Consider the following 22,264-nt stretch of genomic DNA (forward strand, 5'->3'; position numbering starts at 1 on the left):
CCTGTCGGCTCGGTACGGCTCACCCGGAAGCCGGGTACATCAGGACCCATGAGGTGTCGGATTGGTCACAGTGGCCGGGCCTGGGCGCAGATGGGGGCGCGGCTGCTCGCGGTGCTGGCGGGACTCGACCTCGGACTCGGCTGGGTTCCGGCCGACGGCGTCTCCCCCCGGCTGGCCGCCGAGGTCGCCGCTGTCGCGTTGCTCGTCGTCGTCACCGGGCGGCCCTGGGGCAGATGGGCCCGTCCGAGCCGGCTGGCCGGCCACCTGGACGCCGCCTCCGCGCTGGCCCTCGGGACCACGGTCCTGGCCGGCGCCGGGGCGGCGTTCGCGCCGCCGGACTTCGGGCCCGACCCGGCCCGGACGGCCTGGCTCGTGGTCGCCGTGGCGGCCGGCATCGCCATGCTCGGGCTGAGCTTCTCGCCGCGCCCGGCCGAGGCGCCAGCCGGGCGGCCTCGGCTCACGACGGGCCCGATCGGCCCCGGCCGCGGCGGCGATCAGTCCAGGACGAGGTCGTACAGGTAGAGCCCGCCGGACGCCGCGACGACCAGACCGCGGGCGTCGGGCAGCCAGGCGCAGTCACGGGCCGCCCCGTCGAAACGCATCAGCGCGACGCACCGCCAGCCCGTGGTCTCCCAGACGCGGACTGAGCCGTCGCCGCCCGCGCTCGCGACGAACGCCCCGTCGGCGCTGACGGCCGCGGCACGGACCGTGTGGCTGTGCCCGTCGAGAACCGGCCCGGCCCGCCAGCCGTCGGTCCACCACACCCGCACCGTGTGGTCGGAGCCGGCGGAGACCATGAATCGCCCGTCGGGCGCGGTGGCGAGGCCCAGCACCTCGTTCGTGTGCCCGGACAGCTCGGCCAGCGGCTCCAGGGTCGCGACGTCCCAGACCAGGATGTCGCGCTGGCCCCCGCCGACGGCCACCCAGGAGCCGTCCGGCGCGACGACGCAGCCCCGGTGTGAATCCACACCATGCTGGCCAGGCGCCGGCGGCTCGCCGTACTCCAGCTCGCCCGTGCCGCTCGACGGGGCCGTGGCGCTCCGGTCACGGGCGACGAACGAGGCGAGCCACTCACCGCTCTGGGTGTCCCACATCCGCGCGACGCCGTCCCGGCAGGCGCCCACCAGCCAGGAGCCGTCCGGTCCCACGGCGTAGCCACGCACCTCGCTCGGTGAGCTCAGCACCGCCCGGACGGTCCCGGTCGCCGGCTCCCACAGCCGCACCCCGTCGTCGCGGTCGGGTACGGCGACCCAGCTGTCGTCGGGCGCGACCGCGCTGCCCCGGTTCGGGCTCAGCCGCTCCCCCACCAGCGCCGCGCCGGGCTCGCCGGTCGCCACGTCCCACTGGACGGCGGTGGAGTCCTCGGAGACCGAGACGATCCAGCTCCCGTCATGGCTGGCGACGCAGGCGCGCATCCCCTCGTCCCTGCCACCGGGCGCGACGTCGGCGTCCGCGGTCCGCACGTCCCAGATTCGCAGCACCCCGTGCCGGCCGGCCGAGACCAGCCAGGTCCCGTCGGCGGCCAGCGCGCAGACGGCAGCCGTGCCGCTCGGGCCGACTAGCTGGTGGCGGAGGCCTGTCGCCGTCTCCCACAGCCGGACCACCCCGTCGGACGCCGTCGCGGCCAGCCAGGCACCGTCCTCGGACAGCGCGCAACCACTGGCCGGACCGGTGGAGCCCAGGTCGTAGGAGGCGACCGTCACCCCGGCCGCCGGGTCCCAGCGACGGGCGGTGCCGTCCTGGCCGACCGACGCGAGCCAGTGCGGCCCGGCGCAGGTCGCGAGCCGGCGCACCGGGCCACGGTGGCCGCTCAGCCGGCCGGCCGCGACGCCGTCGGCGGTGAACAGCCGGATCTCCCCGTCCTCGCAGGCCGCCGCCAGCAGCCGGCCGTCGGGGGCGATCGCGACGTCCCGCACGACCTGCGCCGTCGTGATCACAAGCCCGGGGTCGCCGGTGGCGGCGTTCCAGCGCCGGACGGTGCCGTCGTCACCGCAGGTGGCCAGCCAGTCCCCTGTCGGGGCGACCGCTATGCCGCGCACGCTGCCGACGTGCCCGCGCAGCTCCAGCCGGGCCGGCCCGCCGGTCGCCGCCCAGATCCGCGCCGTCCCGTCCTCGCTGCCGGAGACCAGCCAGCGGCCGCTCGGCGCGATCGCGCAGGCGCGCACGGCGGCGCCATGGCCGGCCAGCGTCGCGCGGGCGGCCCCGGTGCCGGCCTCCCAGAGCCGGACCGTGCCGTCGGAGCTGGCCGAGGCCAGCCAGTCGCCGGCCGGGGAGATCGCGCAGGCGTCGACCCAGGAGTGGTAGTGGCCGGGCAGCACCCGGACCAGGCCCGGATGGGGCTGGTCGGGCAGGCTCCACCGGTTGACCAGCCGCGGCCCCGCCACGGTCGCGGAGAACCGGGCCAGCGACTCGGCCAGCGCAGGCAGGCCGTCGAGCCGGCTGAGCAGCACCGCGTCCAACGCGTCCGGCGGGTCGGTCGGGCCGAACAGGTGCGCGGTCTGGCGCAGCATCCGGCGCAGCGCCCGCGGAGCCCGGTCGGCCGGCGCGAGCTCCCGGGCCAGGGAGAGGTCCGCGTCCAGGGCTACCAGTCCGAGGCCGGGGCGACCCAGCTTCGCCGCCGTCCACCGCAGGTCCCGCACCAGCGCGAGCGCCTCGTCGACCCGGCCGGCCCCGGCCAGATGCGCGGTCAGGTGCGTCCACACGTAGCCAGCCCCATCCGGCAGCCGCCACCACGCCGCCGCCCCGCCCGGCTCGGCCGTCGCCCCGACGGCGGCGGCCGAGGTCGGAGTGACCGGGCCGAGGCCGTCGTCGAGGTCCTCGCCGTCCAGGCCAGGACCGCCGCTGGCGCCGGCCGCGTCGAGCAACCGGGTGCGCAGCGCGTCGCACAGCATCCCGTGCAGCTCGCGCAGCCGCTCCTCGCCGACGCGGATCCGCAGGTAGGAGCGCAGCACGTCCTGGAGCAGCAGCGCCGGCGGATGCCGGTGGTAGGCGAGCACCAGCGACAGGTCCGCGAGCTCCTGGCACAGGTCGTCGACCTCGTCGGGGCTCAGGTCGCCCGTGGCGCCCCAGTAGGCCTCCAGGACGTAGCGCGGGATGTCGACGTCCTCCGGGAAGATCGCCAACTCCAGGTACCGGTCGAGCTCGTCGCCGGTGAGCAGGCCGACGCTGGCCGACAGGGTCGCCTCGACCGCCTGGTTGCGGTCCTCCAGCCGGGTGACGTCGAACGCCGTCGGGCCCCGTCGGTCCAGCCGGCGCAGCACCCGGTCGGCGGCGCGGGCCGGCGGCACACCGTCGCGCACCATCCGCACCAGCGCCCGGTTGACCAGCCGCAACAGCACCGGCCAGCGGCCGGTCGCGTCGAGCAGCTGGCGCGTCCGGTCCGTCGGCAGCAGCCCGGCGACGGTGGCCGGCGTGTCGGCCGACACGGACCCGGCGTCGGCCGGCTCGGTCCGCGCGGTCGGCAGGCTCACCGCGCCGGCGCGGTCGGCGCGCACCGCCAGCGCCGAGCCGGGACCGGCCAGGTCGAGGGTGAGCATCCGTTCGGCCTCGACCTCGGCCATCGCCGCGACCTCGATCCGGTCGGACAGGGCTGCGTCCGACGGCAGGTCACGCATCCGGGTGGTGACCAGCCGGACGCAGCCCGGCCCGCCCTGCAGGAAAGGGGCGAGCTGACCGCGGACCCACACGTCGTCTACGACGAGCAGCCGCGGCGGCGAGCCGAGCAGCTCGCCGAGCCGGAAGCCCGCCTGTTCCGGGTCCGCGAGCGCAGGCCGGACGCCGGACAGTGCCTCGCTCAGATCATTGATCTTGTCGGCCAGGGTGGCGCCGCCGACCGACTCCCCCAGCGTCACCCACAGCACGCCACCGGGGAACGCGTCGGAGATCTCCGGGCGCCGGCACACCTCCGCCGCGAGCGTCGTCTTCCCGAACCCGCCGACGCCGCGCAGCACGACGGCCGGCCGCGCCCCGCCCGGGGCGCGCGGCTCCAGCAGCCGGGCGAGCACCTGCTCGGTGAGCTCCGGGCGGGCGACCACCTTGCCGTGCCGGGACGGCACCATCCACGGGACGCGACCGCCGGTCCCCAGCGCCGCGGGCCCGGGCGCCGGGCTCAGCCCGCCGACTCCGACGACCAGCACGGTCGCGCCACCGGGCCCGACGAGGCTGTCGGCCGGCCTCACGGCGCTCTCGGCCTGCTCGCGCTGGCGGTCGCGCAGCTTGACCAGGGCGTCCAGCACCGCGGTCTCCAGGTCCGCCGGCGAGCGGAAGGTCGTGGTGATGATGCCGGCGTCCCGCAGCTCGTCGCGGAACCGGCGCTGCCGGTCGCCATAGGCGGGGTCGGAGAACTCCTGGATCGGGACGACCGCGTCGTCGGCGAGCAGGAAGACCAGCCGCGGGATCCCGGCCTCGGTCGCGGCCTCGAACTCCAGCTCGGTGTAGGAGAGGTCGGGCTGCTCCCGGGTCGGCGAGCCGTACCGGAAACCGATCAGGCCGACGTAGACGTCGCTCGCTCGCACCTGCGCGACGCAGAAGTCGGCCGGCGGCTCGTCGTGGGCGCCGAAGTAGGCCATGTCGACGGCGACGTCACCGGCCCGGGCCACCGCGCGCTCGGCCGCGGCGACGAACGAGAGGTCCCGCGGGTACTGGCGCAGCTCACCCGTGTGACTGAGGAAGACCCGGCGGCGCTCGCCCACCCGCCATCGCTCCGGGGACGATCCCCACCGATCCGGCAACACACCCGAAAGCTACCGCTTCCGGCGCATGTCAACTGCGCTACGGCGCCGCGAGGCCGTTAGGTGCCCGGCTGGGCTTTCCGGTCTTCGTGAGGGCGGCTGGGCCGGCGCTCGAAGCAATCGGGTAGTAAGAACCCTGTGGAGAACATCGAGGTCGACACCGCCGCGGACGGCGACACCGACCCGGCGCCCGCGGCCCCCGTCGCGATCGAGCCGGCCGGGCCGGCCGCGATCGACCCGGTGCCCGAACCGGACGCCGCCGTCGCCGCCGCCGAGCAGGCCGCCGTGCGCGGCCGGGCGCGGGCACTGGACCTGCCGGCGGACGGGCTCGGCCGGCTGGCCGAGGTGTCCGTCTGGATCGCCGCCGCGCAGGGCGAGTCGCCGCCCAGGCCGATCACCCGCGCCCGGGCCCTGCTCCTCGCCGCCGACCACGGCGTCGCCGCGGCCGGCCTGTACCCCTGGCCGGCCGGCGCCACCGCCCGGCGGGCCGCCGCCGTGGCCACGGGCGGCTCCCCGCTGGCCGTCCTCGCCCGCCGCGCCGACGTCGGCCTGCGGGTCGTCGACGTCGCCATCGCCGATTCGGCCGGTCCAGCCGGCGCTCCCGCCGCGGCCGCTCCCACCGACGGCTACCGGGTGCGCGGCGGCAACGGGCGGATCGACCAGGAGGACGCGCTGACCGTCCCCGAGCTCGACCTGGCGTTCGCAACCGGCCGGCGGCTGGCCGACGAGGAGATCGACGGGGGCGCCGACCTGCTGGTCGCGGGCGCGCTCGGCGTCGGCGCCGACACCGCCGCCGCGGTCGTCGTCGCCGCGCTGCGCGACCTGGAGCCGATCGACGTCGTCGACCGGGGCGACGGGACCGATGACGAGCGGTGGATGCTGCGCACGGCCGCCATCCGGGACGCGCTGCGCCGGGCCCGGCCGTTCGCCTCCGACCCGCGCTCGGTGCTGCGGGTCGCCGGCGGCGCGGACCTGGCGGCGCTCGCCGGTCTGCTGGTCCAGGCGGCGTCGCGACGCACCCCGGTGATCATCGACGGTGCTCCGGGCTGTGCCGCGGCGCTGGCCGCCGAGCGGATCGCGCCCGGGGCGCGGGCGTGGTGGCTGGTCGGCGCCGAGTCCGGCGACCCGGCGGCGAAGCATGTCGTCGGCGCGCTCGGCCTGCGGCCGCTGGTCGACCTGAGCACTCGCGCCGACGACGGCACCGGCGCGCTCGCGGCCGCGGCGCTGGTGATCGACGCGGTGGAGACCGCCATCGATCTCGACGCCGCCGCGGCGACGGTCCGACAGGCCGACGACGAGCTCAGCATCCCGGACATCACCTGACGGACCCCGGCCGGGCCGGGCGGGGAGCGTCAGGCGGTGGCCCGGTCCTCCGCCAGCTGGACGAGGGTGCGCACGAGGGCGCCGGTGCCGGCCTTCGGGGTGTGGCCGTAGGGCTCCCCGCCGTTCCAGGACGGGCCCGCGATGTCGAGGTGCGCCCACGGGATGCCGTCGGGGACGAACGCCGCCAGGAAGTGGGCGGCGACGAGCATCCCGCCGTCCCGGCTGCCGTTCGTCGGGACGTTCGCGAGGTCGGCGACCGTCGAGTCGAGGCCCTTGCGCAGCTCCGGCGGCATCGGCATCGGCCAGACGGCCTCCCCGGTGGCCTTCGCGGCGGCGGCGACGGCCTCGACGGCTGCGTCCCGGCCGAGCAGGCCGGTGGTCCGCTGGCCGAGAGCGACGATCTGCGCGCCGGTCAGGGTCGCGATGTCGATGACCATGGCCGGCTCCTCCTCGGTCGCCCGCACCAGCGCGTCGCCGAGCACGAGCCGGCCCTCGGCGTCGGTGTTGAGCACCTCGACCCGAGTGCCACCGCGCAGGGTGATCACGTCACCCGGCCGGATCGCCGTCCCGGACGGCATGTTCTCCGCGCAGGCCATCCAGCCCACGATCCGCGCCGGCACCCGCAGCCGCGCGATGGCGACCATGGCGGCGAGCACGGACGCCGCGCCGGCCATGTCGGTCTTCATCCACTCCATCGACGCCGGCGGCTTGAGCGACAGGCCGCCCGAGTCGAACGTGATCCCCTTGCCGACGAGGGCGAGCGTCACCGGGGCGTCGTCGCCCTCCGTGCCCTCGGTGCCGGGCCACTCGAGCCGGACCAGCCGGGACGGGTTCGTCGAGCCCTGCCCGACACCGAGCAGGCCGCCGTAGCCGCCGTCCGCGAGCTCCTTCTCGTCAAGGACCTCGACGACCAGCCCGGCGGCGGTCGCCTCCTGCTCGGCGATCTCGGCCAGCCTGGCGGGCGGCAGATGACCGGGCGGGGTGTTCACCAGGTCGCGCACCAGCCGGACCGCGTCGGCGACCGTGGCGGCGTGCTCGACCGCGTCGGTGGCCGAGTCGAGGCCCGCGTCGTCGACCAGCACGACGATCTCCTCGACCGGCGCCAGCCGGCCCTTCGCCGACGTCGTCCGGAAGCTGTCGAAGCTGTACGCGCCGAGCAGAGTGCCTTCGGCCACCGCGCGCACGGACTCGGGCGTGGCCGCGCCGCCGGCGAGCGCCAGCGTCGTCGCCACCCTGGTGGTCCCGGCGAGCGCGCGCGAGGCCGTCCCGGCCGCGCGCCGCAGCGCCTCCAGGTCTAGATCACCATTCGTCGCCGGGCCCACACCGACCGCGACCACGCTGCCCGCCGGGAGCGCGCCGAGGGTGGCGAACCGGACGACGTCGCCGGCCCGCCCGGTGGCGCCGACATCGGCGAGGACCTTGGCCAGCCGGCCGCCGAGCGCCGCGTCCAGCTCGGCCGTGCCGCCGAGAGGCACCGGACCGTCGTCGCCGGCCGCGGTACCGATCACCACGGCGTCCACGTCCAGGGTCTTCAGCGCTGCTACGGCGGCGGAGGCGGAGGTCATGTCCAGAGCCTAATCAGCATTGCGCCTGTCGCAGGCCACCCCCACCGATCCGGCCAGCGTGATCAGCCCGACGCGGCCGGGCCGACGTTTCCGGCCGGGCCGGCCGCCCGGTGGCGGCGCTGACCGGTGCCGGGCGGACCGGCCCGGCTACGCTGCGGCTCATGGCCGACGTTTCTGGCGCCGACGTTTCTGGCACCCCAGCCCTGCTGCGCACCCCGTTGTTCGATCGTCACGTCGACGCGGGCGCGAAGCTGGCCTCGTTCGGCGGCTGGGAGATGCCGATCGAGTACGCCGGCGCGGGGGTGCTCGCCGAGCACCGGACCGTCCGCGAGGCCGTCGGCGTGTTCGACGTCAGCCACCTTGGCAAGGCGCGCGTCGCCGGTCCGGGCGCCGCGAAGTTCGTCAACGCCACGCTGACCAACGACCTCGGCCGGATCCGCCCGGGCCAGGCCCAGTACACGCTGTGCTGCGACGAGTCGGGCGGCGTGGTCGACGACCTGATCGCCTACCTGTACGGCGACGACGATGTGTTCCTGGTGCCGAACGCGTCGAACACCGCCGAGGTCGTGCGCAGGCTGGCGGCGGCCGCCTCCCCTGGGCTCGAGGTGACCAGCCTGCACGAGTCCTACGGGGTGCTGGCGGTCCAGGGCCCGCGGGCGGCCGACGTGCTCGCCGCGCTCGGCCTGCCGACCGAGGGCGAGTACATGAGCTTCCGCGACGCCGACTGGAAGGGCCGGCCGGTGATCGTCTGCCGCTCCGGCTACACCGGCGAGCGCGGCTTCGAGCTGCTGCCCCGCTGGGAGGACACGGTCGAGGTCTGGGACGCGCTGATCGCGGCCGCGGCCGGCGTCGGCGGCCGGGCCTGCGGCCTGGGCGCCCGCGACACGCTGCGCACCGAGATGGGTTACCCGCTGCACGGCCAGGACCTGTCGCTCTCGATCAGCCCGGTCCAGGCACGGTCGGGCTGGGCCGTCGGCTGGGCCAAGGAACGGTTCTGGGGCCGGGACGCCCTGCTGGCCGAGCGGGCGGCGGGCGCGGCACGGGTGCTGTGGGGCCTGAAGGCGCTCGACCGGGGCATCCCGCGGCCGCACATGCGGGTGCTCGACGCGGCCGGCACCGACGTCGGCGAGGTCACCAGCGGGACGTTCTCGCCGTCGCTGCGGGTCGGCATTGGCCTGGCGCTGCTCGACCGCTCGGTCGCCGAGGGCGACGAGGTGAGCGTCGACGTCCGCGGCCGCCGGTCGCTGATGACCGTCGCGCGTCCCCCGTTCGTGCGCTCTTCGCCCAAATAGGCGCCGCGCCGTGCGGGCGTCGGCCGCGAACCACCTCCGTGCGACTTTGGTCACGCCGCCTGGCGGCGCGCGGCGCACGCATTTCGGGAGGTTCCGGGCGCCGGCGGGCCGCGAACCGGCCCCAGCCGCCATTCCGCCTGGACTGAACCGTTGCCGGTGTTCCCCGTCCCACATCGGGGCGGGCGCATCGAGGCCTGACCAGGCGCGGCGGCGGGCGAGCACGCAAGCGCCCTTCGAGCCACGGCCCCAGCGCGTGAAAGACTAGGTCGGTGGGACCGACAACGGTTCCGCACGGGCGGCCGGGCGCGCCCACCACTGTCCGCGTCCGAGCGCCCTGCCGACTACGAGTAATGAGAAGGGGCCATTGGCGTGGCAGAATCTGCGGCCGGTCCCGTCGACCTTGTCATCCTCGGTGGCGGAAGCGGCGGCTATGCCGCCGCGCTGCGTGCCGCGGAGCTCGGACTGAGCGTCGTCCTCGTCGAGAAGGACAAGCTCGGTGGCACGTGCCTGCACCGCGGGTGCATCCCGACGAAGGCGCTGCTGCACTCGGCGGAGATCGTGGACAACATCCACGAGAGCGCTACCTTCGGCATCCTGTCGACCCTGAACGGGATCGACATGGCCAAGGTGAACGAGTACAAGGACTCGGTCGTGGGCGGCCTTTTCAAGGGCCTGACCGGTCTGGTCAAGTCGCGCGGCATCGAGGTCGTCGCGGGCACCGGCAAGCTGACCTCCCCGACCACGGTCACCGTGGACGGCCGGGTCATCGAGGGCCGGAACATCATCCTGGCGACGGGGTCGTACTCGCGGACCCTGCCCGGCCTGGAGCTCGACCACCAGAAGATCATCACCAGCGAGGACGCGCTGACGCTCGACCGGGTGCCGAACTCGGTCGTGGTGCTCGGCGGCGGTGTGATCGGCTGCGAGTTCGCGTCGGTGTGGCGTTCCTACGGCGCCGACGTCACCATCATCGAGGCCCTTCCGCACCTGGCGCCGCTGGAGGACGAGTCCAGCTCCAAGCTGCTGGAGCGCGGCTTCCGCAAGCGCGGCATCAAGTTCAAGCTGAAGACCCGGTTCGCCGGCGTGAAGACCACCGACCACGGGGTCACCGTCTCGCTGGAGGACGGTTCGACGGTCGACGCCGAGCTGCTGCTCGTCGCGGTCGGCCGCGGCCCGGTCACGGACGGCATCGGCTACGACGAGGTCGGCGTCGCGATGGAGCGCGGCTTCGTGCTCGTCGACCGGTCCCTGCGCACCAACATCCCGAACGTCTTCGCGATCGGCGACATCCGTCCGGGCCTGCAGCTGGCGCACGTCGGCTTCGCCGAGGGCATCTTCGTCGCCGAGCAGATCGCCGGGCTGAACCCGACCCCGGTCGACTACGACAACGTTCCGAAGGTCACCTACTCCTCGCCCGAGGTGGCCTCGGTCGGGCTCACCGAGGTGGTCGCCAAGGAGCGCTTCGGCGCGGACGCCGTCACCAAGGTGACCTACAACCTCGCCGGTAACGGGAAGTCCCAGATCCTGAAGACCGCCGGCGCGGTCACCGTCATCGCGGTCAAGGACGGCCCGGTGGTCGGCGTGCACATGGTCGGCGACCGGGTCGGCGAGCTGATCGCCGAGGCGCAGCTGATCACGAACTGGGAGGCGTACCCGTCGGACGTCGCCCAGCTGATCCACCCGCACCCGACGATGTCCGAGGCACTCGGCGAGGCACATCTCGCCCTCGCGGGCAAGCCGCTGCACACGCACGACTAGCCGGTCCGGGGCGGCGGCCACCGGCCGTCGCCCCGGCCGGGGTGCCTGCCGGAGCGGCGCCGGGTCCCCGCCAGATCGGCGTAGCCGATCGGGGAGCCCGTCGGTCCGGGAGGTCGAGGTACCACCCGCAACCAGCCAGGCACCCGCCGGCACCCGGTCCGCCGAGTGCCGGCAACGCGTTCGCACGGCGCCCAGCCGGCCGGCGGACGCCCACCCGGACGCGGCGCCGTGCCGCCCATCAGCCCGCCGACCGCCTGGTCGTCGGACCGTTGGGCGGGGCGACGCCGCGACGCGGCGGGCGACGCGGCCGGGGATCCCACCGGATCGGCCACTCCGATCCGGCAGGCCCGGGTCGCCACCGCGCGCACGGCCCCGGATGACACAGGAGTCCCGCAGGAATGTCTGTATCCGTCACGATGCCCCGCCTGGGCGAGAGCGTGTCCGAGGGCACGGTCACCCGGTGGCTCAAGCAGGAGGGCGAGCACGTCGAAGCCGACGAGCCGCTCCTCGAGGTCAGTACCGACAAGGTCGACACCGAGATCCCGGCGCCCGCGTCCGGCGTCCTCTCGTCGATCAAGGTCGCCGAGGATGAGACCGTCGAGGTCGGCGTCGAGCTCGCGGTGATCGAGGACGGAGCGGCGGCTCCCGCTGCCGCGCCGGCACCGGCCGCGGCGGCCGCTCCCGCACCGGCTCCCGCTCCCCCGCCGCCGCCGGCTCCCACTCCCCCGCCGGCGCCCGCCGCGGCTGCTCCGCCGCCCGCGCCGGTCACTCCGCCGCCCGCTCCCACGCCGCCGCCCGCGCCAGCCCCGGCTCCGGTGCCGGTCGCTCAGGCCCCCGCGCCGGTGACCGCCGCCGCGTCCAACGGCGAGGCCCGTTACGTCACCCCGCTGGTCCGCAAGATGGCCGCCGAGCTAGGTGTCGACCTGGGCACGATCAAGGGCACCGGCCCCGGCGGCCGGATCAGCAAGCAGGACATCGTCGACGCGTCCAAGGCCGCCCCGGCCGCCGCGCCGGCTCCTGCCCCCGTCGCGGCCTCGGCCCCGGCGCCGGTTGCCACCGCGCCGGCCCCTGCCGTGGCGCCGACGGCCGCCGCCGCCAAGGCTCCAGCCGCGCCCGTTCCGGCCCTGCGCGGCAGGACCGAGAAGCTCTCCCGGCTGCGCACCGTCATCGCCAAGCGCATGGTCGAGTCGCTGCAGGTCAGCGCCCAGCTGACCACCGTCGTCGAGGCCGACGTCACGAAGATCGCCAGGCTGCGTACGCAGGCGAAGGACGCGTTCTACGCCCGTGAGGGCGTGAAGCTGTCGTTCCTGCCGTTCTTCGCGATCGCCGCCTGCGAGGCGCTGCGCGAGCACCCGGTGCTGAACTCCAGCGTCGACACCGCCGCCGGCACGATCACCTACTACGACGTCGAGCATCTGGGCATCGCGGTGGACACCGAGCGTGGCCTGACCGTTCCGGTCATCCACAACGCCGGGGACCTGAACCTCTCCGGCATGGCCCGCAAGATCGACGACCTGGCCAAGCGCACCCGCGCGAACCAGGTCTCGCCGGACGAGCTCAGCGGTGGCACGTTCACCCTGACCAACACCGGCAGCCGCGGCGCCCTGTTCGACACCCCGATCCTCAACCAGCCGCAGGTCGGCATCCTCGGCACCGGCACGGTCGTGAAGCGGCCGGCCGTCGTCGAGGACCCGAACCTCGGCGAGGTCATCGCGGTGCGCTCCACGGTCTACCTCGCGCTGACCTACGACCACCGGATCGTCGACGGCGCCGACGCGGCCCGTTTCCTCACCACGGTGAAGGCCCGCCTCGAAGAGGGCTCCTTCGAGGCTGAACTCGGCCTCTGACCCCGTACGGTCCGAGCCGGCCCCCGTCGCGTCCCTAGCGGATGCGACGGGGGCCGGCTTCGTTCCTGGGTCACCGGTCCTTGCATGACGGCGCTTTGGAGGCCCAGAAGCAGGTAGTCGCGGGAGCGGCGGAGCGCGGAAGCCCGGAAGAGCCGGAGCCCGGGAGCGCGGAAGCCCGGAAACGCGGAGACGCGGAGACGCGGAGACGCGGAGACGCGGAGACGCGGAAGCCCGGAAGAGCCGGAGCCCGAAAGCGCGGAAGCCCGGGAGAGCCGGAGCCCGGGAGAGCCGGAGCCCGGGAGAGCCGGAGCGCCGAAACGCCGCAGTCTGAAACGCCAGTGCACTGGAGCGCCGCATTACTTGTCGGCGTGACCAGGCGCCGGTTGCCGGTGACCTGATCTCGCGGGTGGCGCCCGACCGGTTATCAAGATTGCACGCGGTGTTCCACCTATCATGTTGAGCATGAATCCCTTGCGCCGGCTACTTCTCGGCACGGGTCGGCTGCCTGCGGATCTGCGCGCCACGCTCGGAGCCGAGGGTATTTCTTTTCTTGCCGAAGGTCTTGCTGGTTCGGTGACCTACCGCAACTATCGGGCGCCGGGACAGCGTTCCAGCTGGCGTAAAGAGGCGGTCTCCGGGGCGATCGCGGTGAGCAGCAGAAGACTGGTGGTCTGGGCCGGGCGCGGCAAGCACATCGACGTGCCGCTCTCCGGCCCGCTCCTGGCCACCCTCGGCATAACCTCCGAGGCGCCCGATCGGGTGCGGTTCGGCTACGACGCAGGGAGATTCAGCTCCACGCGCTCAGGCACCGTGGAGGTCAGCCTCAGGACCCCTCAGGCTACCCGCGTGGCCGAGTTGCTCACGCCGCCCCTGTGAGCCCGTTCCGCTCATCAATCGACGCTCCCACTCGTCACCGCTTCGTAGGCGGCCGCTCCTGCCGGGCTCTGGAGCGACTCCTATAAGGCCGCCCATCCCCGAATTCGACCGTGATACAGCCGGTGAATCCCAGAATCCCGCGCGGTAGCGCCATCTCAATCGCTACGGAGAATCTGCGACAACAGCGTCAACGACGACCTACCAGCCGTCCGGAACCGCCCCCTCGACCGCGTTTTCGGCGCTTGCGATTTCACGACCTTGCGCTAGCATGGACACATGTTCGATACCCTGGACGGCCGTGATCCGCCGTCTCTCGATCCACCGCCTCTGGATTCGCCGCCTCACGATCCAACGCCCCGGGATTCACCGCCCCTGGATTCAGGGTCTCTCGATCCGCCATCCCTCGATTCACCGTCCCTGGATTCACCATCTCCCGATTCACTATCCCTCGATCCGCCGCCCCTCGATTCACCGTCCCCGGATTCGCCATCTCTCGATTCACTATCTCTGGATTCGCCGCCACTCGATCTTGCGGCCCCTGGTGCGCATCTCCGTGGCGCACCGTCTGTTAGTGCGCAGCCGCTTGCGGCAGAGCCTTCTGTTTCACAGCCGCTTGCGGCACAGGTCCTTGACTCGTCGTTTCGGAACCACTGCCCTGGTACGCCTCGGCGCCACCACCGATCGCGTGTCCGGCCGGCGGTCGCCCCGGCCCACGCAGATATCCCGCCTACCGCCGGCTCACCAGCGTCCGACGACGATCCCTCCGATATCCCGCCTACTGCCGCCTCGCCAACGCCCGGCGACGCCCCCACAGCTATTCCGTCGACCGCCGGCTTTCCGACGCCCGAGAGCGACGCGGCCGATGACCTGCTCGGGCGGTTGGGGTTGGTCGATGGGGTGTTCGATGAGGTGCTGGCTGGGTTGGGCTCGTGTGACGCGTCGGCGGCGTTGGCCTTGGCGGGGCGGCTCGGGCGGTTGTCGTCTCGGTTGGAGGGTCTGACGATCCATGCCCAGGTGCATCTGGCCTGTCAGCGTCCGGCGAACCCGGCCGCGGGGGACGGTGAGCGTGGAGATGAGTATTCGCCCTTCGTCGCGGATGAGTTGGCGGTGGAGTTGGGGCAGTCTCCGCGCACGATGTCCAGTCGGCTGGCGACGGCCTGGGAGATCGCCAGCCGGCTGCCTGCCGCGTTGGCGGACCTGACCGCGGGGATGCTTGATCACACCCGGCTCGCGGCGCTGCACCAGTTGACTCTCTGCCTCACCGATCGGGACCGCGCCGGCGTTGAGGGGGCGATGCTCGCGGGCAGCCGGTTGGCGTCTCCACCCCAGTGGCGCCGCAAGATCCACCGCCTGGTCGGGCGGCTTGACCCCGACGCCGCGGCGAAACGACGCCGCCGGGCCCACACCGAACGCCGAATAGGCCTCCAGTCCCTCGAGGACGGCATGGCGTGCCTGACGGCGATCCTCCCCGCCGAGGACGCCCAGGCGATCTATGACCGGATCAACCAGATCGCCAGGACCGACGCCCGCACCGACAACCGTGTGGATGGTGACGCCCGCCCGATCGACGCCCGGCGCGCCGACGTCCTGACCGCCCTACTTCTCGGTAACCGCCGCGAACACGTCAGCGTCGAGCTTCAGGTCATCGCCGCCGTCGGCACGTTGGCCGGCCTGGACGAAAACCCGGCCGAACTCGTGGGCTTTGGCCCGATCCCCGCCGAGGTCGGCCGGGCGCTCGCCGCCGACGCCCGCTGGCGACGCGTCCTGACCGACCCCGCGACGGGCACTGTTCTTGACCTCGGCCACCGCCGAATACCCACCCCGGCGCTCGCCCGCCTGATCCGTCACCAACAGTCACGATGTCTGTTCCCCGGCTGCGGCATGCCCGCGACCCACGCCGACATCGATCACACCGTCGCTCATTCCGACGGCGGTCGCACAGCGCTCGATAATCTCGGCCTTTTGTGCCGGCACCACCACCGCGCGAAACACAGTGGAAATTGGCATTTGGACCAGCCACGGCCCGGCCTTTTCATCTGGACCGCCCCGACCGGCCGTACCTACACCACCGACACGACCGCCGACGAGGAAGAAGCGAACACTCAGATCGCCGTGCGCACGACCAGCCGCGTCAATCCTCGGCCAACTCCGCCCACCATCCCCAGCCAGCGGGGTTCCTCGGGCGCCCGATGCCCATTCTGACCGCCCTTCGCGGCAGAGAGACGGTATGGCCGTCACAGACGAGCCCGCCCACCGGCACTGCGCTGACGAGGTCCAGCTCGGCTTACTGACCAGTGCACCGGCGCGCCCGAGCCAACAGCGGCAACACTATCCGTACTTCCCGGGCTCCCGGGCTCCCGGGCCTCCCCGCTCCGCCGCTTCCGCGCTCCCGCGCCTGCCTGCTTCTCCTCTCGCGCGACGCTGGCCACGCCGCGGCTTGACCAGCGTTAAGGACTGCAATCCGCGCCGGGGGCTTGACGCCCATCAAGCGTGGTTTCCCGCAGTTCGGCGGACCCGGGGTCGCACTTTCCGCGACCGAGTGACCGAGTGACCGGAGGAGCCCGCGGACCCGGGTCGTACCTTCCGCGACCGAGTGACCGGAGGAGCGCGCGATCCCGATCAGGTTTCGCCATTGCCGACGGTCGCGGCGGCAATGGTGCGTATTACGGCTGGGCTCACGTCTGCGATGACGCCGAGAGGTAGACAAGTCCAGTCGCCGAGGCTGAGCGCTTCCCCGAGAAGACGTCCAGCCCACCGAAGGTCACCGGCCTGGGCGAGGGCTCCCGCGACGTCGGCCAGCGCCCGGGCCTGGGAGTCCGGGTCGGTGATGTCGCGGACGAGCTGCTCGGCGCGGGCATGCTCGCCCGCCTGGGCGAGGGTTCCCGCCACCGCGACCAGCGCCTGCGCCTGGAGTTCCGGGTAGGTGATGTCGCGGGCGACCTGTTCGGCGCGGGCATGCTCGCCCGCCTGGGCGAAGGCTCCGGCCAACCCGGCTTCCGCCTGCGCACGCGCCTGGGAGTTCGGGTCGGTGATGTCGGCGGCGACCTGCTCAGCCCGGGCATGCTCACCGGCCCGGGCAAGCGCTTCAGCCACCCCGACCAGCGCCCAGGCCTGGTGAAGCGGGTCGGTGATGGCACGTGCGATCTTCTCGGCCACGGTGGCGACCTGCTCGGCGCGGGCACGCTCACCGGCCCGGGCAAGCGCACTCGCCACCTCGGCCAGTGCACCCGCCTGGGAGCCCGGGTCGGTGATGCCGGCCGCGACCTGCTCGGCGCGGGCAGGCTCTCCGGCCCGGGCGAGTGCGACAGCCACGCTGACGAGCGCCCAGGCCTGGGAGTCCGGGTCGGTGCTGGCGCGGGCGACCTGCTCGGCCACGGCGGCGACCTGCCCGGCCCGGGCACCCTCGCCAGACCGGGCAAGCGCACCCGCCACCTTGGCCAGCGCCTGGGCCTGGCGGGACGGGTCGGTGATGCCGTGAGCGACCTGCTCGGCGTGGCCATACTCACCGGCGGTCGCATACGCACCCGCCACCTCGACCAGTACCCAGGCCTGGGCATCCGGGTCGGTGCTGGCGCGGGCGACCTGCTCGGCCACGGCGGCGACCTGCCCGGCCTGGGCACGCTCACCGGACCGGGCAAGCGCATCCGCCACCCCGGCCAGCGCCCGCACGCGGATGTGCGGATAGGTGATGTCGCGCGCGACCTGCTCGGCCACGGCGGCGAGCTGCTCGGCGCGGGCATCATGCTCACCAGCCCGGGCGAGGGCACCCGCCACATCGGCGAGCGCCCGCGCGTGGGAGGCCGGGTCGGTGATACCGGCGGCGACCTCCTCGGCCCGGGCATGCTCACCGGCCTGGGCGAGGGCACCCGCCACATCGGCCAGTGCCCAGGCCTGGGCGTCCGGGTTGGTGATGTCGCGGGCGACCTGCTCGGCCACGGCGGCGACCTGCTCGGCGCGAGCCTGCTCTCCAGCCCAGGCTAGCGAACCCGCCGCCTCGGCCAGGGCTTGCGCCTGGGAGCCCGGGTCGGTGATGCGGTGGGCGATCTGCTCGGCGCGGGCATACTCACCGACCTGCGCAAGCGCGCGGACCACCCCGACCAGCGCCGGGGCCTGGTAGCGCGCCTCGGTGATGTCGCGCGCGACCTGCTCGGCGCGGGCAGGCTCACCGGCCCGGGCAAGGGCACCAGCCGCAGCGCCCAGCGCCCAGGCCTGTATGGACGGTTGGGTGATTTCGCGGGCGACCTGTTCGGCCAGGGCGGCGACCTGTCTGGCCCGGGCCTGCTCACCGGTCTGGACGAGGGCACCGGCGACGTCGGCCAGCGCCCGGACCTGGGAGTAGGGGTCGGTGGTGCTGAGTGCGACCTGTTCGGCCGCGGCAGCGAGCTGCCTGGCGCGGGCCTGCTCACCAGCCCGCGCCAGGGCCCCAGCCACCCCGGCCAGTGCCCCGGCCTGGATGTCCGGGTTGGTGACGTCGCGAGTGACCTGCTCGGCGCGGTCACACTCACCGGCCTGGATGAGGCCCGCTGCCACCTCGACGAGCGCCTTGGCCTGGGAGTGCGGCTCGGGGATGGTGCGGGCGATCTGCTCGGCATGAGCATGCTCGCCGGTCTGGGCGAGGGCCCCAACCACCTCGACCAGCGCCTGGTCCCGGAAGTACGGCGTCGTGGTGGCGCGGGCGAGTTGTTCGGCGCGGGCGGAGTGGCCGAGTCTGGCCCAGACACCGGGGAGGTTGGTCGGGATGTTCCTGTTGCGGTCCGCGATGCGTTGGCGGTGCACGGCGAGTCGGGCCATCAGCCTCAGGTCTGGGGATGGCTGAGTAAGGATGCTGTTCTGGGCGTCGGTGATCTCGGCGAGGGCTGCGGTGTCGCCGCCGGTGAGGTCCAGCATCCGGTCGTGCCGGGGCTGGTCGGTGGCGCAGTCAACGGCGCGGGTCAGCTCGCCGGTCTCGAGGAGCAGCCGGTAGTAGCCGCGCAGCAGGTATTCCGGTGTCTGTCGCGGCCACTGCTGTCGCCGGTATCCATACGCCCAGGCGTGAAGCTGCTCCCGGTAGGCGGCGAGCCTCCTGGATCCGTACGCCCGGGCGGATTCCTGGGCGAGTTCCTCATGGCCGAGCAGGTAGACCCTTGACCTGCCCGCAGGGTCCCACCGCGCGGCTCGGCTGGAGAAGCTTCGACCGGCGACCGTCGACAGCAGCCTCTCGACGTCCCATTCGGTGACGTCGAGATCGCCGGTCAGTTCCGCCAGATCACGTCCGGACAGACCACCACCGGCGGCGGTCATCAGCCCCAGCAGATCCCGTTCCCACGGACTGCCGGTCCGCAGCCGCTCCAGATCGGACCGCATATCCGCGCGGATCGTCGCGGCAACCTCAGAGCGTTCCAGCACTTGCACGATGTTCCGATCACTGAGCGGATGGCCGGCGGGCACATCGTCCGGGATCGGCGGGTCCGGGCGGCCCGCGACCACCACCCGCGCCCCGTGCGGCGGGTTCGCCGGCAGCAGACCCGCGATACTGCGCGCTCCCGGCCCCGTCACTCCCCGGTCCTCATCAAGCCCGTCCACCACCAGTACCAGCCGCTGCCCATGAGCCCGGCAGTGCGCCGCGGCGTCCGCGAAGAACTTGAACCACAGCCGCTCCGCCCGGCCCGGGTTCTGGAACGGGGGCACCGACTCCCCGACGATGTCAGCGAGCTGCTCGGTGACGATCTCGACAAACGCCGCGCGGTCACTGTTCCCCGCATACCGGGCGGTGATGAAGAAGGACACGACCCGCACGCCCGGCGGCGGGGCAAGCACAAATGACGACATCAACGCCGACTTACCCGTCCACGCCGCCGCCCGCCACCACACGTACCGCCCGCCAGCCGCATCGTCATGGGCGGTACAGAACTCGGCCAACCGCGCGAGCTCCCCCGCGCGACCCACCAGCCGCGGCGGCGCGATCTGACGCACCTGCTCCACATACGCCGACCGGCGCGGCGGACTCGAGACCGGCTCAGCCTGACCCGCGGCGAAGAGCGGCTCGGGCGCAGGCCCCGTGGCAGCGAAAACCGGGTTCTCCGGAAATAGCTCGGCGGCCTCGGCCAGCAGCCGCGCCGCGCCGCCCGAAGCGATCCCGTGCTCGAGCAGGTCCGCGACCGCCCGCCAGAACACCCGCGAACTCTGCGCACCCCACGGCACATCAGGCGCCCGAACCCCAGCGTTCGCTACCACCTGCCGTGCCGACAGCGGATCCGCGAACATCTCAGCCAGGGCCTCGACCTGCTCGCCGGTCAACCCCACACTCATGCCACCCCCGGCAGCCCGAGCTCACCCAGACGACACGACTCGTCACGCTGTCGACCATCATCACACCGAGCAGAACGCCGGCAACTGCCCGACACCCACAGCACCCAACCCAACGCTGGCCACCACACCCCGACCTAACCTGGATCGGTGACAGAAGCGACTGCAACCGCCGCCGTGGACGAGGCCGTGCTCGAACCCCTGCACGCGTACATCCGCGGACATGCGACCGGCGACCCTGCCCATTTCCGAAACGCGTTTCTGCCGACCGCCCACGTCGAAGGAATCCGTGACGGCGCGTTCGTGTCCTGGCGCCTCGACGACTACTGCGCGCTCTTCAAGGGTCAGCCGGCCCCAGACGAACCGACCCGCACCCGCCACATCGACGCGGTAGACGTGCACGGCACGGTCGCCACCGCGTCCATGACTCTCTGGCACGGCGTGGACACCTTCACCGATGTGTTCCTGCTCGTCCGCATTGATGGCACGTGGCGTATCGCGAACAAGGCCTATCACCGCCACGTTCCCGACCCGGCCGCATAGCCGACCTGCTGCACGTTCTGAGCGTTCCGGCCGAGATCCAGGAACGCCGGCCGGACCTGCCGTGGCTAGGCGAGGCGTCACTGGCCTCCGCGACGGTGGCTCACCCGGCGGCGACGGGGGCCTCGGTGGACGGTTCGAGTTCCGCTGGCGGCAGATTCGGGGCGGGCTCGGTGGATGCCGGTGTCTGCGCGCGTGGCTGGAATGCGCTGACCACCTGATCGACCTGGCTCTGCGACTCGTATACCTGGCGCAACAGCCAGAATCGGAGGAACCGTGCCAGCGAGGCGTAGAGGAAAACGGCTCCGCCAGCACCGGTGACCCCGAGGAGCCCGAGGGCCAGGACTATCTGCGACTGGATGTCACGGGGGTCGCTCAGGTTGCGGGAGGACTCGTACACCAGGAGGTCGGCGATGATCCCGCCGGCCATCAGGACGATGCCCACGACCTGCAGGACGCCGTCCCGCCGCGCGTCCCCGGTCCGGATCTTCAGCCTGGACACGTCGGCCCTGAACTGGTCCGCTCGGCCTTGTTCCATCGTTCCTTCACGCTCCCAGGTATGTGGCGGAGAGGTTCGCCTCGACCTCTGACGGTGCCCCGGCGTCGACGATGCGGCCGTGGAGCATCACGGCCACCCGGTCGGCGATCGGCAGGACCGTGCGGGCGAACTGTTCGACGATGAGGATCGACAGGCCGCCCGCCGCGAGTCGGCCGACGATCTCGTACAGCTCGCGTACGACCCGCGGGGCGAGCCCCATCGAAAGCTCGTCGAGCAGCAGGACCGCCGGGTTGGTGCCGAGTGCCCTGGTCAGCGCCAACATCTGCTGCTGGCCGCCGGACAACGTGCCGGCCAGTTGCCCGCGACGCTCCGCGAGAATCGGGAACCTCGCGTAGGCGACCTCCTCGACGCCCGCGAACGAGGCGCGCGAGCCGCGCGGCCCGCCCCGCGCCTGGGACATCATCCAGAGGTTTTCCCGGACCGTGAGGTTCGGGAAGATGCCCCGCCGCTCCGGGATGGTGCATACGCCGAGGCGCGCCAACGCCTCGGCGGAAGCTCCCGTCACCGTCCGGCCGGCGAGGCGCAGCTCCCCGGCCGAGGGCGGGTGCAGCCCGCAGCACACGTTCAGCGTCGTGGTCTTGCCCGCGCCGTTCGGCCCGAGCAGCGCGACCACGGAGCCCGCCGGTACCGCGAGGTCGACCCCGTGCAGCACCTCAATGGGGCCGTACCCGGCGCAGACACCGACCAGCTCCAGCAACGGTGGCCCCGCGGCGGCGGCCCCGGCAGCGGCCGGGCCTTCCCCCGTCATGCCGGGTCCGTCGGCGTGGATCCCAGGTAGGCGTCGACTACCGCCGGATCGACGCGGACCACCTCAGGTGGGCCCGCGGCGATGACCTTGCCGTAGTCGAGCACGTAGATCATCGCGCAGACCCCCATGACCAGCGTGACGTCGTGTTCTACCAGGCAGATCGCGAGGCCGTCCTGGTCGGCGAGACGGTGCAGCAGGCGCCCGAAGGCCGCTGTCTCGGGCTCGGTCTGGCCGGATGCCGGCTCGTCCAGCAGCAACACCCTGGGCCTGGTCATCAAGGCCCGGCCGAGTTCGACGAGGCGGGCCTGCCCGGTGGGCAGCTCGGCGACGTCCCGGTCGGCGACCTCGGCGAGACCGACGAGGTCGATGACGCGGCCGGCCTCCCTGTCGACGTCGACTCGTCCCCCGCGTCGCCAGGTGTTGCTGATCTGGCCCGCGACCCTGATGTTGTCGCGCACGGACAGGGAGACGAACGGTTCCAGGCGCTGGAACGTCCGGGCGAGGCCGCGGTGCGCCCGCCGGTACGGCGGCAACCGGGTGACGTCCGCGCCGTCGACGAGCACCCGGCCCCTGGTCGGCGCGAGCAGCCCGGTGATGATGTTGAACAGCGTGGTCTTGCCCGCCCCGTTCGGACCGATCAGTCCGGTGACCCGGCCCGGCTCGACCGACAGCGAGACACCGTCGAGAGCCAGGTTGCCGCCGAAACGGACCGAGACGGCTTCGGTCTCAAGCATGGCCACG

General features: G+C 73.3%; 13 protein-coding genes and 1 pseudogene. 8 read left to right on the forward strand and 6 right to left on the reverse strand.

Features of this window, described 5'->3' with window-relative positions; translation table 11 throughout:
- Positions 1-48 precede the first annotated feature (48 nt).
- Entirely contained in the window at positions 49-522 is a 474-nt protein-coding gene (locus tag I6A60_RS27385) for a hypothetical protein (RefSeq protein ID WP_203025248.1), read from the forward strand.
- On the opposite strand, the gene I6A60_RS43150 is transcribed toward I6A60_RS27385, so the two are convergent.
- Complete coding sequence (locus I6A60_RS43150) at positions 495-4,691, reverse strand: DUF4062 domain-containing protein (protein ID WP_307873894.1); 4,197 nt, start codon at positions 4,689-4,691, stop codon at positions 495-497. The genes I6A60_RS27385 and I6A60_RS43150 overlap by 28 nt on opposite strands.
- A 177-nt stretch (positions 4,692-4,868) precedes the next feature.
- Here I6A60_RS43150 and I6A60_RS27395 point away from each other — a divergent pair, with 177 nt between their 5' ends.
- Positions 4,869-6,053 (forward strand): nicotinate-nucleotide--dimethylbenzimidazole phosphoribosyltransferase, encoded by a 1,185-nt coding sequence (locus tag I6A60_RS27395; RefSeq protein ID WP_307873895.1) that lies wholly within the window; start codon positions 4,869-4,871, stop codon positions 6,051-6,053.
- 29 nt (positions 6,054-6,082) lie between these two features.
- On the opposite strand, the gene I6A60_RS27400 is transcribed toward I6A60_RS27395, so the two are convergent.
- Positions 6,083-7,618 (reverse strand): leucyl aminopeptidase, encoded by a 1,536-nt coding sequence (locus tag I6A60_RS27400; RefSeq protein ID WP_203021233.1) that lies wholly within the window; start codon positions 7,616-7,618, stop codon positions 6,083-6,085.
- A gap of 161 nt (positions 7,619-7,779) precedes the next feature.
- Between I6A60_RS27400 and gcvT the strand changes: the two genes are divergently transcribed.
- The 5 genes from gcvT (at position 7,780) to I6A60_RS27425 (ending at position 15,593) form a co-directional block, all read left to right on the forward strand.
- Positions 7,780-8,910 (forward strand): glycine cleavage system aminomethyltransferase GcvT, encoded by a 1,131-nt coding sequence (gcvT, locus tag I6A60_RS27405; RefSeq protein WP_203011990.1) that lies wholly within the window; start codon positions 7,780-7,782, stop codon positions 8,908-8,910.
- Between the two features lie 369 nt (positions 8,911-9,279).
- The gene (gene lpdA, locus I6A60_RS27410; RefSeq protein WP_203011988.1) at positions 9,280-10,668 is read left to right on the forward strand and encodes a dihydrolipoyl dehydrogenase; all 1,389 of its coding nucleotides are present in this window, start codon (positions 9,280-9,282) and stop codon (positions 10,666-10,668) included.
- 398 nt (positions 10,669-11,066) lie between these two features.
- The gene (sucB, locus tag I6A60_RS27415; protein WP_203011986.1) at positions 11,067-12,515 is read left to right on the forward strand and encodes a 2-oxoglutarate dehydrogenase, E2 component, dihydrolipoamide succinyltransferase; all 1,449 of its coding nucleotides are present in this window, start codon (positions 11,067-11,069) and stop codon (positions 12,513-12,515) included.
- 462 nt (positions 12,516-12,977) lie between these two features.
- A complete protein-coding gene (locus I6A60_RS27420; protein ID WP_203021694.1) occupies positions 12,978-13,391 on the forward strand; it encodes a hypothetical protein in 414 nt (137 codons plus the stop codon).
- A gap of 276 nt (positions 13,392-13,667) precedes the next feature.
- A complete protein-coding gene (locus I6A60_RS27425; RefSeq protein WP_307873896.1) occupies positions 13,668-15,593 on the forward strand; it encodes a DUF222 domain-containing protein in 1,926 nt (641 codons plus the stop codon).
- Positions 15,594-16,010: 417 nt separating this feature from the next.
- On the opposite strand, the gene I6A60_RS27430 is transcribed toward I6A60_RS27425, so the two are convergent.
- Positions 16,011-19,679, reverse strand: coding sequence for an effector-associated domain EAD1-containing protein (locus I6A60_RS27430; RefSeq protein ID WP_203021695.1), 3,669 nt, complete (start codon positions 19,677-19,679; stop codon positions 16,011-16,013).
- Positions 19,680-19,853: 174 nt separating this feature from the next.
- Here I6A60_RS27430 and I6A60_RS27435 point away from each other — a divergent pair.
- A pseudogene (locus tag I6A60_RS27435) lies at positions 19,854-20,219 on the forward strand (nuclear transport factor 2 family protein); the annotation flags it as partial.
- A 100-nt stretch (positions 20,220-20,319) separates the two neighbouring features.
- Here the strand turns inward: I6A60_RS27435 and I6A60_RS27440 are convergent.
- Genes I6A60_RS27440 through I6A60_RS27450 form a run of 3 tightly spaced genes read right to left on the reverse strand, consistent with a single transcriptional unit; the run spans position 20,320 to position 22,257 of the window.
- The gene (locus I6A60_RS27440) at positions 20,320-20,754 is read right to left on the reverse strand and encodes a hypothetical protein (protein ID WP_203021697.1); all 435 of its coding nucleotides are present in this window, start codon (positions 20,752-20,754) and stop codon (positions 20,320-20,322) included.
- Positions 20,755-20,761: 7 nt separating this feature from the next.
- On the reverse strand, positions 20,762-21,523 hold the full coding sequence (locus I6A60_RS27445; RefSeq protein WP_203021698.1) for an ABC transporter ATP-binding protein: 762 nt from the start codon (positions 21,521-21,523) through the stop codon (positions 20,762-20,764).
- Positions 21,520-22,257: an ABC transporter ATP-binding protein gene (locus I6A60_RS27450; protein WP_238436361.1), complete on the reverse strand. Its 738-nt coding sequence runs from the start codon at positions 22,255-22,257 to the stop codon at positions 21,520-21,522. The genes I6A60_RS27445 and I6A60_RS27450 overlap by 4 nt, the downstream gene beginning before the upstream one ends.
- Between the last annotated feature and the right edge of the window lie 7 nt (positions 22,258-22,264).

Source organism: Frankia sp. AgB1.9 (assembly GCF_016786355.1).
GTDB lineage: Bacteria > Actinomycetota > Actinomycetes > Frankiales > Frankiaceae > Pseudofrankia.

Coding starts and splice junctions, on each gene's coding strand:
- I6A60_RS27420 (WP_203021694.1), top strand. CDS start 12,978: ATGAATCCCTTGCGCCGGCTACTTCTCGGCACGGGTCGGCTGCCTGCG.
- I6A60_RS27385 (WP_203025248.1), top strand. CDS start 49: ATGAGGTGTCGGATTGGTCACAGTGGCCGGGCCTGGGCGCAGATGGGG.
- I6A60_RS27400 (WP_203021233.1), bottom strand. CDS start 7,618: ATGACCTCCGCCTCCGCCGCCGTAGCAGCGCTGAAGACCCTGGACGTG.
- I6A60_RS27445 (WP_203021698.1), bottom strand. CDS start 21,523: ATGACGGGGGAAGGCCCGGCCGCTGCCGGGGCCGCCGCCGCGGGGCCA.
- I6A60_RS27430 (WP_203021695.1), bottom strand. CDS start 19,679: ATGAGTGTGGGGTTGACCGGCGAGCAGGTCGAGGCCCTGGCTGAGATG.
- I6A60_RS27450 (WP_238436361.1), bottom strand. CDS start 22,257: ATGCTTGAGACCGAAGCCGTCTCGGTCCGTTTCGGCGGCAACCTGGCT.
- I6A60_RS27425 (WP_307873896.1), top strand. CDS start 13,668: ATGTTCGATACCCTGGACGGCCGTGATCCGCCGTCTCTCGATCCACCG.
- sucB (WP_203011986.1), top strand. CDS start 11,067: ATGTCTGTATCCGTCACGATGCCCCGCCTGGGCGAGAGCGTGTCCGAG.
- gcvT (WP_203011990.1), top strand. CDS start 7,780: ATGGCCGACGTTTCTGGCGCCGACGTTTCTGGCACCCCAGCCCTGCTG.
- I6A60_RS27440 (WP_203021697.1), bottom strand. CDS start 20,754: ATGGAACAAGGCCGAGCGGACCAGTTCAGGGCCGACGTGTCCAGGCTG.